Origin of the sequence: Streptomyces sp. Ncost-T10-10d, assembly GCF_900091955.1 — a bacterium.
GTDB lineage: Bacteria > Actinomycetota > Actinomycetes > Streptomycetales > Streptomycetaceae > Streptomyces.
The window spans coordinates 1-13,543 of the sequence record NZ_FMDF01000142.1 but is presented as its reverse complement, the minus strand read 5'-3'; the positions used below and the strand labels follow the sequence as shown (position 1 = coordinate 13,543).

Annotated in this window: 13 protein-coding genes and 1 pseudogene; all 14 read right to left on the bottom strand. The window is 69.5% G+C overall.

What is annotated here, in order from left to right; all coding sequences use genetic code 11:
• Nucleotides 1-55 precede the first annotated feature (55 nt).
• The gene (gene hypD / locus GA0115254_RS24210) at nt 56-1,183 is read right to left on the bottom strand and encodes a hydrogenase formation protein HypD (protein WP_093897386.1); all 1,128 of its coding nucleotides are present in this window, start codon (nt 1,181-1,183) and stop codon (nt 56-58) included.
• On the bottom strand, nt 1,180-1,500 hold the full coding sequence (locus tag GA0115254_RS24205) for a HypC/HybG/HupF family hydrogenase formation chaperone (protein ID WP_093897385.1): 321 nt from the start codon (nt 1,498-1,500) through the stop codon (nt 1,180-1,182). The genes hypD and GA0115254_RS24205 overlap by 4 nt, the downstream gene beginning before the upstream one ends.
• 53 nt (nt 1,501-1,553) lie before the next feature.
• Nucleotides 1,554-3,965, bottom strand: coding sequence for a carbamoyltransferase HypF (hypF, locus tag GA0115254_RS24200; RefSeq protein WP_256102751.1), 2,412 nt, complete (start codon nt 3,963-3,965; stop codon nt 1,554-1,556).
• Nucleotides 3,966-3,988: 23 nt separating this feature from the next.
• Nucleotides 3,989-4,810, bottom strand: a complete 822-nt coding sequence (gene hypB / locus GA0115254_RS24195) for a hydrogenase nickel incorporation protein HypB (RefSeq protein ID WP_093897383.1) — start codon at nt 4,808-4,810, stop codon at nt 3,989-3,991.
• A 3-nt stretch (nt 4,811-4,813) separates the two neighbouring features.
• Nucleotides 4,814-5,206: a hydrogenase maturation nickel metallochaperone HypA gene (hypA, locus tag GA0115254_RS24190; protein WP_093897382.1), complete on the bottom strand. Its 393-nt coding sequence runs from the start codon at nt 5,204-5,206 to the stop codon at nt 4,814-4,816.
• Between the two features lie 123 nt (nt 5,207-5,329).
• Nucleotides 5,330-5,434 carry a DUF6893 family small protein gene (locus GA0115254_RS47745; protein WP_370740936.1) on the bottom strand — a complete coding sequence of 35 codons (105 nt, stop codon included), beginning with the start codon at nt 5,432-5,434 and terminating at the stop codon, nt 5,330-5,332.
• 16 nt (nt 5,435-5,450) lie between these two features.
• Nucleotides 5,451-5,999, bottom strand: coding sequence for a hydrogenase maturation protease (locus GA0115254_RS24185; RefSeq protein ID WP_093897381.1), 549 nt, complete (start codon nt 5,997-5,999; stop codon nt 5,451-5,453).
• Entirely contained in the window at nt 5,996-7,444 is a 1,449-nt protein-coding gene (locus tag GA0115254_RS24180; protein ID WP_093897380.1) for a hypothetical protein, read from the bottom strand. Before GA0115254_RS24180 ends, GA0115254_RS24185 begins: the two co-directional genes overlap by 4 nt.
• Entirely contained in the window at nt 7,441-8,142 is a 702-nt protein-coding gene (locus GA0115254_RS24175; protein ID WP_093897379.1) for a DUF6084 family protein, read from the bottom strand. The genes GA0115254_RS24180 and GA0115254_RS24175 overlap by 4 nt, the downstream gene beginning before the upstream one ends.
• Nucleotides 8,139-8,807 (bottom strand): DUF5947 family protein, encoded by a 669-nt coding sequence (locus GA0115254_RS24170; protein WP_093897378.1) that lies wholly within the window; start codon nt 8,805-8,807, stop codon nt 8,139-8,141. The genes GA0115254_RS24175 and GA0115254_RS24170 overlap by 4 nt, the downstream gene beginning before the upstream one ends.
• Nucleotides 8,804-9,394 (bottom strand): hypothetical protein, encoded by a 591-nt coding sequence (locus GA0115254_RS24165; protein ID WP_093897377.1) that lies wholly within the window; start codon nt 9,392-9,394, stop codon nt 8,804-8,806. The genes GA0115254_RS24170 and GA0115254_RS24165 overlap by 4 nt, the downstream gene beginning before the upstream one ends.
• Entirely contained in the window at nt 9,391-11,175 is a 1,785-nt protein-coding gene (locus GA0115254_RS24160; protein WP_093897376.1) for a nickel-dependent hydrogenase large subunit, read from the bottom strand. The genes GA0115254_RS24165 and GA0115254_RS24160 overlap by 4 nt, the downstream gene beginning before the upstream one ends.
• An 83-nt stretch (nt 11,176-11,258) precedes the next feature.
• Nucleotides 11,259-12,338 (bottom strand): NADH-quinone oxidoreductase subunit B family protein, encoded by a 1,080-nt coding sequence (locus GA0115254_RS24155; RefSeq protein ID WP_093897375.1) that lies wholly within the window; start codon nt 12,336-12,338, stop codon nt 11,259-11,261.
• Nucleotides 12,339-12,386: 48 nt separating this feature from the next.
• Nucleotides 12,387-13,543, bottom strand: a pseudogene (locus GA0115254_RS24150) (enoyl-CoA hydratase-related protein); the annotation flags it as partial.

Genomic DNA, 13,543 nt, shown 5'->3' with positions numbered 1-13,543 from the left:
GGAGGGAGGCGTCGCCGAAGCGGTTACGTCACCGCGCGTGGGGGTCTCGACGGTCTCAGCCAACGGGGCTCGCCTCCACAGGTGCGGTCTTCTTCATGTCCAGCCGCCGGTAGAGGTAGTACGCGGCGCAGGCGCCCTCGCTGGAGACCATGGTCGCTCCGAGCGGGGTGCGAGGAGTGCAGATGGTGCCGAATGCCTCGCATTCATGCGGCTTCAGCAAGCCCTGCAGAACCTCTCCGCTGCGGCACTGAGCGGGCTCACGGGTATCGATACCGGTCACCGAGAAGCGGTATTCGGCGTCGTAGTCCCGATAGCGCGGGGAGAGCCGCCAGCCGCTGCCGGGGATGACGCCGATGCCGCGCCAGGACCGGTCGGTGACCTCGAAGACGTCCTCCAGCATGGCCAGAGCGGCGGGGTTTCCCTCTCGGCGCACTGCGCGCGGGTAGGCGTTGTCCACCGTGTGTTCACCGCGTTCCAGCTGGGCCACGGTACGGCGCACGCCCTCCAGGATGTCCAGCGGTTCGAATCCTGTCACCACGATCGGGACGCCGAACCGTTCGGCCAGCCGGGGATACTCGCCCACGCCCATCACGCTGCACACATGTCCTGCGGCGAGGAATGCCTGCACTCGGCAGCTCGGCGACTGCATGATCGCCTCGATCGCCGGTGGCACCCGGACATGGGACACCAGCAGACTGAAGTTGCGGATGCCGAGCCTGCGGGCCTGATAGACCGTCATCGCGTTGGGAGGCGCCGTGGTTTCGAAGCCGATTCCGAAGAAGACGACCTCCCGATCCGGGTTCTCCCGGGCAATCCTCAGCGCGTCGAGCGGGGAGTAGACGACTCGTACGTCGCCGCCCTCGCTGCGGACCCGGAACAGGTCCCGGCCAGTGCCGGGAACGCGGAGCATGTCGCCGAAGGAACAGAAGATCACCTCCGGGCGGGAGGCGATCTCCAGCGCCTTGTCGATGACCTCCAGAGGGGTGACGCACACCGGGCAGCCCGGTCCGTGGATCAGCTCGACCTCGTCCGGCAGCAGTTGATCGATGCCGTGCCGGATGATGGTGTGGGTCTGCCCGCCGCAGACCTCCATCAGCGCCCACGGCCTGGTCACGGTGGCCCGGATCTCGTCGAGCAGCCGCCGGGCCAGTGCGGGGTCCTGGAATTCGTCGATGTACTTCACTGCTGCGCCTCCTGGGCCGCTTCACCGGCACCGGGCAGCGGCAGCCCGCCCGCCTCTGCCGCCATTTCCCACGGGTCGCCGAACTCTTCCTGAAGCATGCCGAGTTGAGCAAACAGCTCCAGTGTCTGCCGGGCCGACTCCTCGTCCAGTTTCTGCAGGGCGAACCCCACGTGGACGATGGCGTACTCGCCGACCTGGAGGTCCGGCAGATACTCCAGACATGCTTCCTTGACCACTCCGCCGAAATCGACGGTGGCCATGCGTGTGCCGTCCCGTTCCTCGATTTCCAGTACTCTGCCGGGCACCGCCAGGCACATGGCTTCTCCTTGCTGTGGTTGATCCGCCTGCCCGGTCCTGCCGGGACACGCCGTCAGTGGATGGCCGCACTCCCCTGCGCCGCGCCGATGCGGCCATCAAGTGTTCCGGCGGCGCGGGTTCGGGCGGCCACCATCACCTGCCCCAGTGCCAGCCCTCCGTCGTTCGGGGGGACCTGGTGGTGCAGCAGGACAGTGAAATCGTCTCCGCGAAGCGTCCGGGCGCAGGCCGAGGAGAGCCGGGTGTTGGCGAACACTCCGCCGGTCAGGGCAACGGTGTCCAGGCCGTGCCGCTCACGCGCCAGGACGCAGGTGCTGCGCACGAGGGCGGCGACCGACTCGTGGAAGCGTGCGGCGATGACGCCCGGCGCAGTACCCGCGCGCACGTCCTCCACCACCGCCGACAGTACGGGCGCGGGGTCGGCGATCAGCGCGCTCCCGCTGTCCGGTGCGGGAGCACGCAGCACAAAGCCGTACCCCGCGCAATCGTCCTCGGCCGCCTGGAGCGCGGCGGTTTCGAGTTCGACGGCGGCCTGGGCCTCGTATCCGGCCCGGTGACAGATGCCGATGAGGGAGGAGACGGCGTCGAACAGCCGGCCCATGCTGGAGGTGGGGACACAGTTGAGATTCCGCTCCAACTGCCTTGCCAGGACATCCAGTTCGCCGGGCGGGCAGGCCGCGGTGCACGGCAGGTCCTGCGTCCAGCGGATTCCTGCCGCGTGCAGATGTGCCAGGGCCATGCGGTAGGGACGCCGTACGGCGGCGTCGCCGCCCGGCAGAGGAACATACGCGAGATGCCCGAACCGGTGGTATCCGTCGTAGTCCGCCAGCAGGATCTCTCCGCCCCACACGGCCCCGTCGTCGCCGTAGCCGGTGCCGTCGAACGCGACGCCGATCACCCGCCGGCTGCCGTCGAGGCCGTGTTCGGCCATTGCGGAGGCGATGTGTGCGTGATGGTGCTGTACGTGTACGACCTGCCGTTCACCGGCCAGACGACGGGTCAGCTGTCCCGAGCGGTATCCGGGATGGCTGTCGACGGCCAGGACTGCGGGTCGCACCCCGGTGATGGTCTCCAACTGCTTTCCGGCGTCCTCGAAGGCATGCTGTGTGGCGAGGTCATCCATGTCACCGATGTGGGCGGACGGCCAGGCTCTGCGCCCCTCCGCCAGGCACAGGGTGTTCTTGAGGTCGCCGCCCGCAGCGAGGATCGCCGGTACCGGGAAGGGCAGTTCGACGGGCCGGGGGGCGTAGCCGCGCGAGCGGCGTACGGTCAGCAGTTCCCCGTCACAGACGCGTACGACGGAGTCGTCGCACGGTACCTGGATCGGTCGGTCGTGGGTCAGCCAGGCGTCGGCCAGTCGGGCGAGCCGGTCCAGCGCTTCGGCGTCGTCGGTGACGATCGGCTCCCCGGCAACGTTGCCGCTGGTCATCACGAGAAGGCGCGGCCCGGCCGGGTCGCCGGGCAGGCCGAGGAGCAAGTGGTGCAGGGGGGTGTAGGCAAGCATGACGCCGAGATCGGGGCTGCCCGGGGCGACGTCGTCCGACGGTGCCGGGACGTCCGGCCCGAGGACGGCGCGGCTGCGGCGCCTCAGCAGGACGATCGGCCGGACGACGCCGGTGAGCAGGGCCCGTTCCTCCGCGCCGGCATGGACGAGGTGTTCGATGTCGCCGATGTCGCGGGCCATCAGGGCGAACGGCTTGTCTCCACGGGCCTTGCGGCGGCGGAGTGCGGCCACGGCCCGGGCGTTGGTCGCATCGCACGCGAGGTGGTATCCGCCGAGCCCCTTGACGGCGAGGATCGCGCCGCCGGCCAGGAGTCCGCGAGCCTCGGCGACCGGGTCCGTGGCGGTGATACGTCGCGGAGCCTTGTCCGGGTCCGGGTACGCCACCAGCAGATCGAGGCGCGGTCCGCATCGGTGACAGGCGACCGGCTGGGCATGGAAACGGCGGTCCGCGGGGTCCGCGTACTCGCGCGCGCAGTCGGGGCACATGGGGAAGCGGGCCATGGTGGTGTGCGCACGGTCGTACGGCAGATCCGTGACGATGGTGAATCGCGGGCCGCAGTTGGTGCAGGTGATGAAGGGGTGCCGGTGGCGCCGGTCCGCCGGGTCCTCCAGCTCGGCGAGGCAGTCGTCGCAGGTGGCCACGTCCGGAGGGACCAGCGTGCGGGAAGGTCCGCCGGTCCGGGAGGCGACGATGGCGAATCCGGCACCGCCCGCGGCGGGGACTTCCCTGTGCTCGACGGAATCGAGAACGGCCATGGGCGGTGCGTCCGTGGCGATCCCTTCGCAGAACAGGGCCACGGCAGCAGGTGAGCCCTCGACTTCCGCGACGACGCCCTCGGGGGTGTTGGTGACGTGTCCCGCCAGGCCCATCGCCAGCGCGCGCGTGTACAAGTAGGGACGGAAGCCGACGCCTTGGACGACGCCCCGGACGGTGACCCGGCGACGCTGCGTCGGCTCACCCACGACCGGGCCGGACCGTTGGGCCGTCACGCGCGGGTCTGAGCCATGGCACCGGACACGTCCGTCGCGGCGCCCGGCTCACCCCGGCCTGCGTGCGTGTGGGGGTGGTCGTGAGAAGTCTCGCCGGGCTCTGTGTGTGTATGCGTGTGCGTGGAGTGGTGCTGCTGGGCCATGACAGGCCGGTGGACCGGGGTTCCGTTCGCGGCGTCCAGCGCCCGTTCGAGGAGCGCCCCTACGCCGTCACCGCTCCGGACAGAGGTGAGAAGCACCTCCACACCGGGGTTGACCTGCTCGACGTGGGCCCGGAAGGCGTCCTCGTCGAAGGCCACAGCCTCGGCGATGTCCGTCTTGGTGACGAGCACCAGGTGCGCCAGCCCGAAGGCGGTGGGGTATTTCAGCGGCTTGTCCTCGCCCTCGGTGACCGAGGCGAGGACGACCCTCAGGGTTTCGCCGAGATCGTACGAGGCCGGGCAGACCAGGTTGCCGACGTTCTCCACGAAGAGGAGTCGGGTGTCCTCGGGCAACCACCCGTCGAGGTGTCCGCCCAGCATCCGGGCCTCCAGGTGACAGAGGCCGTCGGTGAGCACCTGCTTGACCGGGGCTCCGGAGCGGGCCAGGCGCCTGGCGTCGTTCTCGGTGGCCAGGTCGGCGGTCAGCGCCGCGACGGGGACGCCCGTCTCACGGGCCAGAACCAGTTCGCGTTCGAGCAGTGCCGTCTTCCCACTGCCCGGGCTGGAGAGCAGATTGACGACCGCGGTGCCGCGGGCGGCAAGTTCGGTGCGCAGGCGGTGCGCCGTCGTGTCGTTCTTCGCGAGTACCGCCTGCTGCAGATCGACCACACGGCACATGGTTCAGCGCTCCTCGGAAATCGGTTCACGGGTAGGTCTTTGCGCAGGTCCTTCGTCCCACTGGACGTCGGCGATCTGCAGTTCGCGGCCCGAGAGCAGCTCCGCGGTCGCCTCGCCGCACAAGGGGCAGCACAGCTGCGGAGGCATTCCGACCGCCCATTCGTCCGCACAGGGCGCGCAGCGTGCTGTCGCCCGTACGGAGTCGACCACCAGCTCCGCGCCTTCCAGAACGGTCCCGGCGCAGGCCAGTTCGAAGCAGAAGGACAGTGCGTCGGGGACCACTCCGGCCAGCTCACCGACCTGGAGCCGGACGGATGTGACGGCGACGGCGCCGCCGGCCAGGGCTGCTTCTTCCACCTGGCCGACGACGGCCATGGCGATGGACATCTCATGCATGGGTCTCCGTCCTGCCCGCGTCATTACACCGGGGGGTTGCGGCCGCGGCCGGGCTGGCTCGCCGACACCGGACGGTACGTACGTCATTCGGTGCAGCCCAGGACCTGACGGTTCGGGGTGCCGTCACATGCACCGCATGCGCACGTAGCGCTTGAAGTCGGGCAGTACCTGAGCCACGAGTGCGGCAACGGCGACGGCGACCGCGCCGCCGATGATGATCTTCTTCATGACGGTGTTCATCTCCTCAGTTGTTGGCCTGGCCGACCGCCGACTGTGCGGTGGGCGCAATCCGTTCGTCGTCCCGCACAAGGCGCAGGACCATGTTCACGGCCTCCGGTACCGCAGCGGCCACGGGACCGCTGAGGCCGATGCCCTCTTCGACGCAGGCGGGTTCGCATCCGACGACCAGCGTGCGTCTCGGGGGGATGCAGCCCGTCCCGGCACACAGGGTCTCCAGCAGGGCCAGGACCGCGTCGGGGGACATGCGGTGGCCGTCGAGCAGGGCTTCCTGCGGCGCGATTCGGCCGGGCCGGTCGGCCTCGATCAGATACAGCGTTCCGGGATCGCCGCCGCGTTCGGTGGCATCGATCAGGACCAGCGTGTCGTATCCGTCGAGGAGCTGGTATGCGAGGTGGACTCCGCGCACCCCGATGTCCACCGCTTCGACGTGGCCGGGCAGGGGTCCTGACGCCAGTCGTCGTACGGTCTCGACTCCGAAGCCGTCGTCGCCGAGGAAGATGTTGCCGACGCCCGCCACCAGAGTCGTCGGTCTCTGCTCCGACGGCGCTGTCATGCGTCCTCCAGTGGCGCGACCTCGTCGGGCTGGAAGTACAGGAACCGGCCTTGCTCTCGCCGGATGTCCGCACCCGGATCGCCCTCCACGGTGACCGCCAGGTGCACTCCCCCGTCCACGTCGTGGAGTACTGCTTCGACCAGTGCGCTGCGACCTTGCAGAAAGAGGTCCTGGGCGTCGGTGCGGCGCAGGCCCGGCCGCAGGAGTACGCGGCTGCCCGCGCCCACCGACCGGCCGTCCACCAGGATCCGGTCGTGTGCCGGGTCGGCGCCGGCGTCGGCGGCCGGGTCCCACCACGGCTGGTCCGGCCGGATCAGGTCGTACTCCTCGGACCCTTCCGGCGTGTGCGGAAATCCGTCGGACGGAACGGCCGCGGGCGCACCCGGCTCGGTGACTTCCCGCAGGGCCCGCACCGCGCCGTGCAGCCGCTCCAGGACCTCGGGGGGCATCGAGTCGGCCAGGTCGATCACGGCGGCCGCCCGGTCGTCCGTCCCCCGGGCCTCGCGCTTCTCCTGGTCCGTCAGGGCGGCCGTGCGCAGCGCGAGGATCTCGTCGATCTCCGTGGAGTCGTACAGCGCTCCGGGGCTCTCCGGGGCGATGGCCGGGTGGTCCTCAAGGATGATCGGGGACGAGAGCATCAGGTCCGCGCGGCCGGGCTCTCCCGCGAGTACGGGCCAGGTGTGCAGATTCCGGCAGCCCGCGACTGCTCCCTCGGCCCACTCGGGAGGGTCCGTCATCGACAGGAACGAACCTGCGCTCAGGCCCAGGAGAAGATGGGCGGCCACCAGTGACCTGGGCAGAGCGGCGTCGCGGTCGGCGTCACCGGCGCACGGTGTCCACGCGCTGGTGTTCTCCACGACGGCGGTGAGCCGCATCGCCCGGTACGGGCCGTCGAGTTCGGCAGCGGACAGCCGCACCGCTCCGCTGATCGCCTCGCAACGGCGCACCAGACGGCCCACGATCCTGCCGTCCTCGTCACGGACGGTTTCGTGCTCCTCGCGTGCCGGGCGTGTGAAGGGGACGACGACTCCGTCGCCGGAGAGCTCGGCCACGGTGGCGAGCACTTCGACCCGTTCCTCCGCACCCTCGTCCCACGGAACCAGGACCCGGTCGGTGAGGTGGAGTTCGGGGACGGTCTCGAAGGTGCCGTCGTCGCGGAGCTGCTGCACGGTGCGCCGTTGGGCGTGCAGGAACCGCGCCTCGGCTGCCAGAGTCGCGTCGGTCTTCGGTTCCATCAGGCACTCGGTGTACTGGAAGTCGTGCTCTTCGGCGGCTGCCGTCCAGGCCGGCGGTACGAGCACCCCGAACTGCCAGCGGAGCCGGTTCTTGGCCGCCGACGCCCGGTACGGGTACAGGACGTAGCCCTCGAAGAGGACGGCGTCGGCCACGCCCCGGGCGGCGGCGAAACGGGATTCCAGCGCGGGGGTGAGCGCGGATGTGGTCATTGCGCCGTCCTCTCGGCGAGCCCGGCGAGCCCGGCGTCGGCGAATGCCCGGTCCGCCGGCGGGAGGGCCGTGGTCCCGGCCGCGTCGAGAAGCGCCCGGACGGTCGCCTCCCAGGAGGGCAGTGCGTGCCGGGAGCGGAATGCGATCAGGTCACTCATGGTGTCGCGGGGAAGCCGGATCCAGCCGCACCCGGGGAAATGCTGGTCGACCATCTCCTGCCACACCGCCACCGGCATCCGGAAGGGCGCCTCCAGGTCCCAGGGCACCGGCTCGACCCGGAAGCCGCCGGAACCGGTGAAAGCGGTTCCGGAGAAGAGCATCAGGAGCGGTACCTCACCATCCGTCAGCGCGTTCAAGTACCGTGTCGCGGCGATCTCCAGGTCATACGTACAGGGCACGACGACGTCCGTCTCGGTCGCCCCGGTGAACGCGGGAACCATGACCGGAACCTGGGCGAACTGCACGGGCTGGAGTGTGCTGCCCCAGCGTGAACGCTCTCCGAACAGGTCCGTCAGGCCCTCGGCCTCCGTCGTTTCGTAGCCGCGCCGGGCCGGCTCGATACGGATCTGGCAGCGCAGCGCGAGTGCGTGCACCCGCGCCTCTTCGGATGCGGTGATGCGCAGCCGGAAGACCAGGGTGGGGCCGGCGGCGTACGGGTCGGCGCGTACGCCGGTGCAGGTGAAGGTGAAGTCGGTCATGGTCGTAGCTCCCCCACCGTTGCCTCGGCCCGGCGTTCGACGTGTTCGAAGAAGGCCTGCAGATCGGCACGGGCCTCGGCTCCTCCGTCGAAGCCCTGCCACAGCAGGCGCATGCGTCCCACCAGCTCATAGCAGATGTCGATCGGTACCAGATAGCACTCGGCCCGGCCCTCGGTGCGGCGCAACAGCAGTGCTTCCACATCGGGTTCGAGCAGCTGGGAGAGACGGCTGCCGCCGAGGACCGTCTGCCAGGTCGACGGATCGAGTTCGCTCTCGGTGGCTCCGGCGGGGCTCGGGTAGAGCGCCACCAGCCGGTCCAGTGCGGCGTTCCGGAAGAAGAAGGCGACGCTGACCGGGATCTGCAGGAGTTCCCACGCGTTGTCGTCGAGACGGTGGTCGTGGTCGGCCAGATAGCGGTCCGGGACGCTCAGGAACCGGCCGTGGGCGGCGCCGGGCCGCTCGAAGAGCAGGGAGCACGGGGTGCAGGCGCACGCCAGGGAACGCTCCTCGGTGTCCACCAAATGCCGGTGGTTCCCCTCGGCCACCGGCACTCCGCACAGTTCGCAACGCTCCTGCCGGGGTTCGCGCGGTGCCGCGAACCGCCGCAGCGTGTGCACGCCCGAGGCGGGCGCGGGCCGCCCGGCCCACGTCATGGGCGCGCTCATGACGTTCCGGCCGAGGCCGGCCGGGCGGTTGCCACGCCCTGCGGCGGGCGGGTTCCGATCTGAAGGAGTGCCGGCTCCCGAGTGGCGGAGGCGGGCTCCATCTCCACGGTGGTCACCTCCGGTGCGAAGCAGGCCAGGGAGTTCTCGACGGACGGCTGCGCCGACGACGCGCCGGTGCAGCCGCATCCGCCCGCGTCGGCGCTCCGCAGGCGCAGAGTGCCCGTGCTCTCGTCGAAGCTCACCACCTCGACGGGGTCGCGGACGGCCGCGAGGGCCCGCCCGATGCGGGTACCCATGTCCTCGGGATGCAGGTCATGCAGGACCAGCAGGCTCGACACGAGGTCGTCGCCCAGGAGTTCTTCCAGCGTGTCGCCGGTTTCGCGGCCCGGTGCGGCCTGGAGCCCGTCGAGGATCCGGGCCAGCCCGGCGCCGTAGAAGTCCATCAGGACCCGCACGAGTTCCTCGGCCACCGCGGAGGTCTTCCGGTCACCGGCCGCCGTCAGTTGCCCGAGCACCTCTTCGATGCGACGTCCGGCCTGCTCCGCGTCCGGCGACTTCGTCGCCGCGGAATGTGTTGTCGCGCTCATCCGCCCAGTCCGCTCAGCCCGGTGGGCACATGCATCTTCTGCACCGTCTTGCCCCCACCGACGTACATGTGGACGCCGCACGGGAGACAGGGGTCGAAGCTGCGCACGGTGCGCATGATGTCGATGCCCTTGAAATTCTCCGGCGGGTTCTCCTCGAAGATCGGCGTGTTCTGCACGGCGTCCTCGTAGGGACCGGGAGTTCCGTAGGTGTCCCTGGTGCTGGCGTTCCACGGCGTCGGAGGGTAAGGGTGATAGTTGGCGATCTTGCCGTCCCTGATCACCATGTGGTGCGACAGCACGCCGCGTACGGCCTCGGTGAATCCGACGCCGATGCTCTCGTCCGGGACGTCGAACTTCTCCCAGGTCTGGGTACGTCCGGCGCGGACCTCTTCGAGTCCCTGCTCCGCACAGTGCAGCGCGATCGCGGCCGCGTACGCCTGGAAGTAGGTGCGGGCGCGGTTGCGCTCCAGCGCGTTGCTCCACTTCGGGATCTTCCACTCGAAGGTGGTCTCGGGCTTGGTCATCGTGCGCGGCAGGTTGATGACGACGCTGTGACCGGTGGCCTTGACGTAGCCGACGTCGACGAGTCCGGAGAGTGCGGTGGACCACAGCCGGGCGATGGGGCCGCCGCCGGTGTCGAGGGCCAGGTGGTCCTTGCCGTCGAACCAGCGCGGCGACATCACCCAGCTGTACTTGTCGTCGAAGTTCCGCTTCTGCGGCGCCGGGATCGTGTGCTGGTTCCACGGGTGGCGGGGGTCGACCGGGTTGCCGAGCGGGTCGTGGGTGACGAACTGCTCCTTGCCCTCCCAGTCGTCGTAGTACGAACTGCCGAGCAGGATCCGGATGCCGAGGTTGATCTCGGTCAGGTCATTGGTGACCAGCTTGCCGTCCACGATCACACCGGGGGTGACGAACATCCTCCGTCCCCAGTCGCTCATGTTGGCGTACGTGAAGTCGCAGTGCTCAGGGTCGTTGAGCGCTCCCCAGCAGCCGAGCAGCACCCGTCGGCGGCCGACCTCTTCGTACCCGGGCAGGGCCTCGTAGAAGAAGTCGAACAGGTCGTCGTGCAGGGGCACGACCCGCTTCATGAACTCCACATAGCGCATGAGGCGGCTGAGGTAGTCCGTGAAGAGCTGGACGGAGGCGATGGTGCCCACGCCGCCCGGGTAGAGCGTGGACGGGTGCACATGGCGCCCCTCCATCAGGCAGAACATCTCCCGGGTGTAGCGGCTCACCTGGAGGGCCTCGCGGTAGAACTCGCCCTCGATGGGGTTGAGCGACCGCATGATGTCGGCGATCGTACGGTAGCCGTGCTCCCCGGCGTGCGGCGCTTCGGTGCGCTCGGCCAGTTCCAGGACACCGGGATTGGTCTCGCGGACCATCTTTTCGCAGTAGTCGACCCCGACCAGGTTCTCCTGGAAGATGTTGTGGTCGAACATGTACTCCGCGGACTCGCCGAGATTGATGATCCACTCACCGAGGTGCGGCGGCTTCACTCCGTACGCCATGTTCTGCGTGTACACGGAACACGTGGCGTGGTTGTCGCCACAGATCCCGCAGATGCGGCTGGTGATGAAGTGCGCGTCCCGGGGGTCCTTGCCCCGCATGAAGACGCTGTAGCCGCGGAAGACCGACGAGGTGCTGTAGCACTCCGCGACCCGCTTCTGCTTGAAGTCGATCTTCGTGTGGATACCGAGACTGCCCACGATCCGGGTAATCGGATCCCAGGCCATCTCCACCAGGCCGCTGCCGTCGCCGGCCGCCTTCGTTTTCGGTGCCATCGTGTGTGCCGTAGCCCTTCTGAGAAGCGTGAGGTGGGGTCGTCACCGGAAGGTGTGGGGTGCGATCGGAGTCCTCGGCGTGTTCACCACGGGGGCCGGTAGCCGGTCGTCAGCCGACCCCTCTTGTGCCGCCACTTCGGCTCCGCGTCCACGGTCTTCGCCGTGATCGCACGGAGCCTGCGGACGACCGCGCCGTACGCGCCGCTGGCGGTGGCGGAGACCTTGGCGCCCGGCGGTTCGTCCATGAACGGCATGAACTTGTCGGGGAAGCCCGGCATGGTGCAGGCGATACAGATGCCGCCGACGTTCGGGCAGCCTCCGATGCCGTTCATCCAGCCGCGTTTGGGTACGTTGCACTTGACGACCGGGCCCCAGCAGCCGAGCTTGACCAGGCACTTGGGCGAATCGTAGGTCTGGGCGAACTCACCCTGCTCGTAGTAGCCGGCCCGGTCGCATCCCTCGTGCACGGTGGCGCCGAACAGCCAGGCCGGACGGAGCTTGTCGTCCAGCGGGATCATCGGAGCGGATCCCGCCGCCTGGTACAGCAGATACGTCAGGGTCTCCGAGAAGTTGTCCGGCTGGATCGGGCAGCCCGGCACGCACACGATCGGGATGCCGGCCTTCGACTTCCAGTCCCAGCCGAGATAGTCGGGCAGGCCCATGGCCCCGGTCGGGTTACCGGCCATCGCGTGAATGCCGCCGTACGTGGCACAGGTGCCGATGGCGACGACCGCAAGGGCTTTGGGCGCCAGCCGGTCGATCCATTCGCTGGTGGTCATCGGCTGGCCGGTCTCCGGGTTGTCACCGAAACCGCACCAGTACCCCTCCGGCTTGATCGTCTCGTTCGGGATGGAACCCTCGACGACCAGGACGAAGGGATCGATCTCGCCGCGCTCGCCCTTGAAGAACCATTCGATGAACGTGTCCGCACCGCCCACGGGGCCGCATTCGAAGTCGATCAGCGGCCAGTGGACCTCGATCTTGGGCAGACCGGGCAGCGCACCGACGACGATCTCTTCGATGCTCGGCTGCATCGCGGCAGTCAGGGCCACCGAGTCGCCGTCACAGCTCAGCCCCGCGTTGATCCAGAGGATATGGATCGGGGACTCTTCTCCGGTGGCCGCAGCAGGTGCGTCCACCGTGTTCGACGTTGTTGCATCCATGAGGATGCCTCCCTGGAAAGAGACACACGAAGGCCGACATATCGACCTTCACTGTTCTTGGTACCAAGCGCCCGGTGCGAGTACGCCATGGTGTGCCGCCAGTCCGGTGACGTCGGGCTCCCGGGCGGGCCGGTCCACCGCGGATCTGCCGGTCGAGGCCGGGGCGAGGTGCGACGGCCGGCCCGACGGAGGATCCTTGAGCACGAACGCACGCCGAAGTGCGTGATAGGGCGACCGAAGGTCGAAGAAGGTCCGCCGCATCACAGCCAGCTCCTCCTCCCGGTAGTGGACCAGGGGGTCTGTCGGCCTCGTCCCGGTCCCGTTCGGCCTTCTTCGCCGCGATCCGCGACGGCACCGCGGGCGACGCGGCAAGACGGGCCGCCAGCCGGACGACCTCGCCCGCGAACGACTGCGCGTCGCAGTCGACCGTCCGGTCGGCCAGGCCGAGCCGCACAGCGGCCTCGGCGCTCACCGGCAGCGCCTTGCCGGTGAGGCGTTCCGCCGCGGCGGCCCCCACCCTGCGTGGCAGCGTGTAGGTCCAGTACTCGGAGCCGTACAGCCCCATCAGGCGGTAGTGCGGGTTCAGCACCGCCCCCGTCCTGCACCAGACCTCGTCCGCAGCCAGGGCGAACATCACCCCGCCCGCGGCCGCGTTGCCGCCCACGGCGGATACCACCAGCCGGTCGGTGGTGGTCAGCACGGCCTCCACGAGGTCGTCCATGGCGTTGATGTTGGCCCAGGACTCCTCGCCGGGGTCGGCAGCGGCCTCGATGACATTGAGGTGGATGCCGTTGGAGAAGAAGTCACGGCCGCCTCCCAGCACCAGCACCGAGGTGGGCCGTCGGCAGGCCAGCCGGTAGGCGTCGTGCAGCCGTCGGCACTGCGTCGTGCTCATCGCACCGCCGGGGAAGGAGAACGAGAGGAAACCGGCCTGCCCCACCTCCCGGTAGCCGATGTCGCTCCAGCCATGTCGCCGCCCATCCTCGTACAGCGGCACGGGGTGCTCCGGCAGTGCGGGCAGGCGCCCGGCGAGGGCCGTCACAGCGGGCAGTTTGAACGTGGCGGGGCCTCCCGGCCCGCGGCGGGGCCGAAGCTCGGGGATCCACACGGCGCCGTCGGTCGTCGCCCGGCAGACCGCCCCTGCCCGTACGGCCACCAGCTCGCCCGGTCCGCCGCGCAGTTCGTACTCCGGGCGCCCCCGTCGC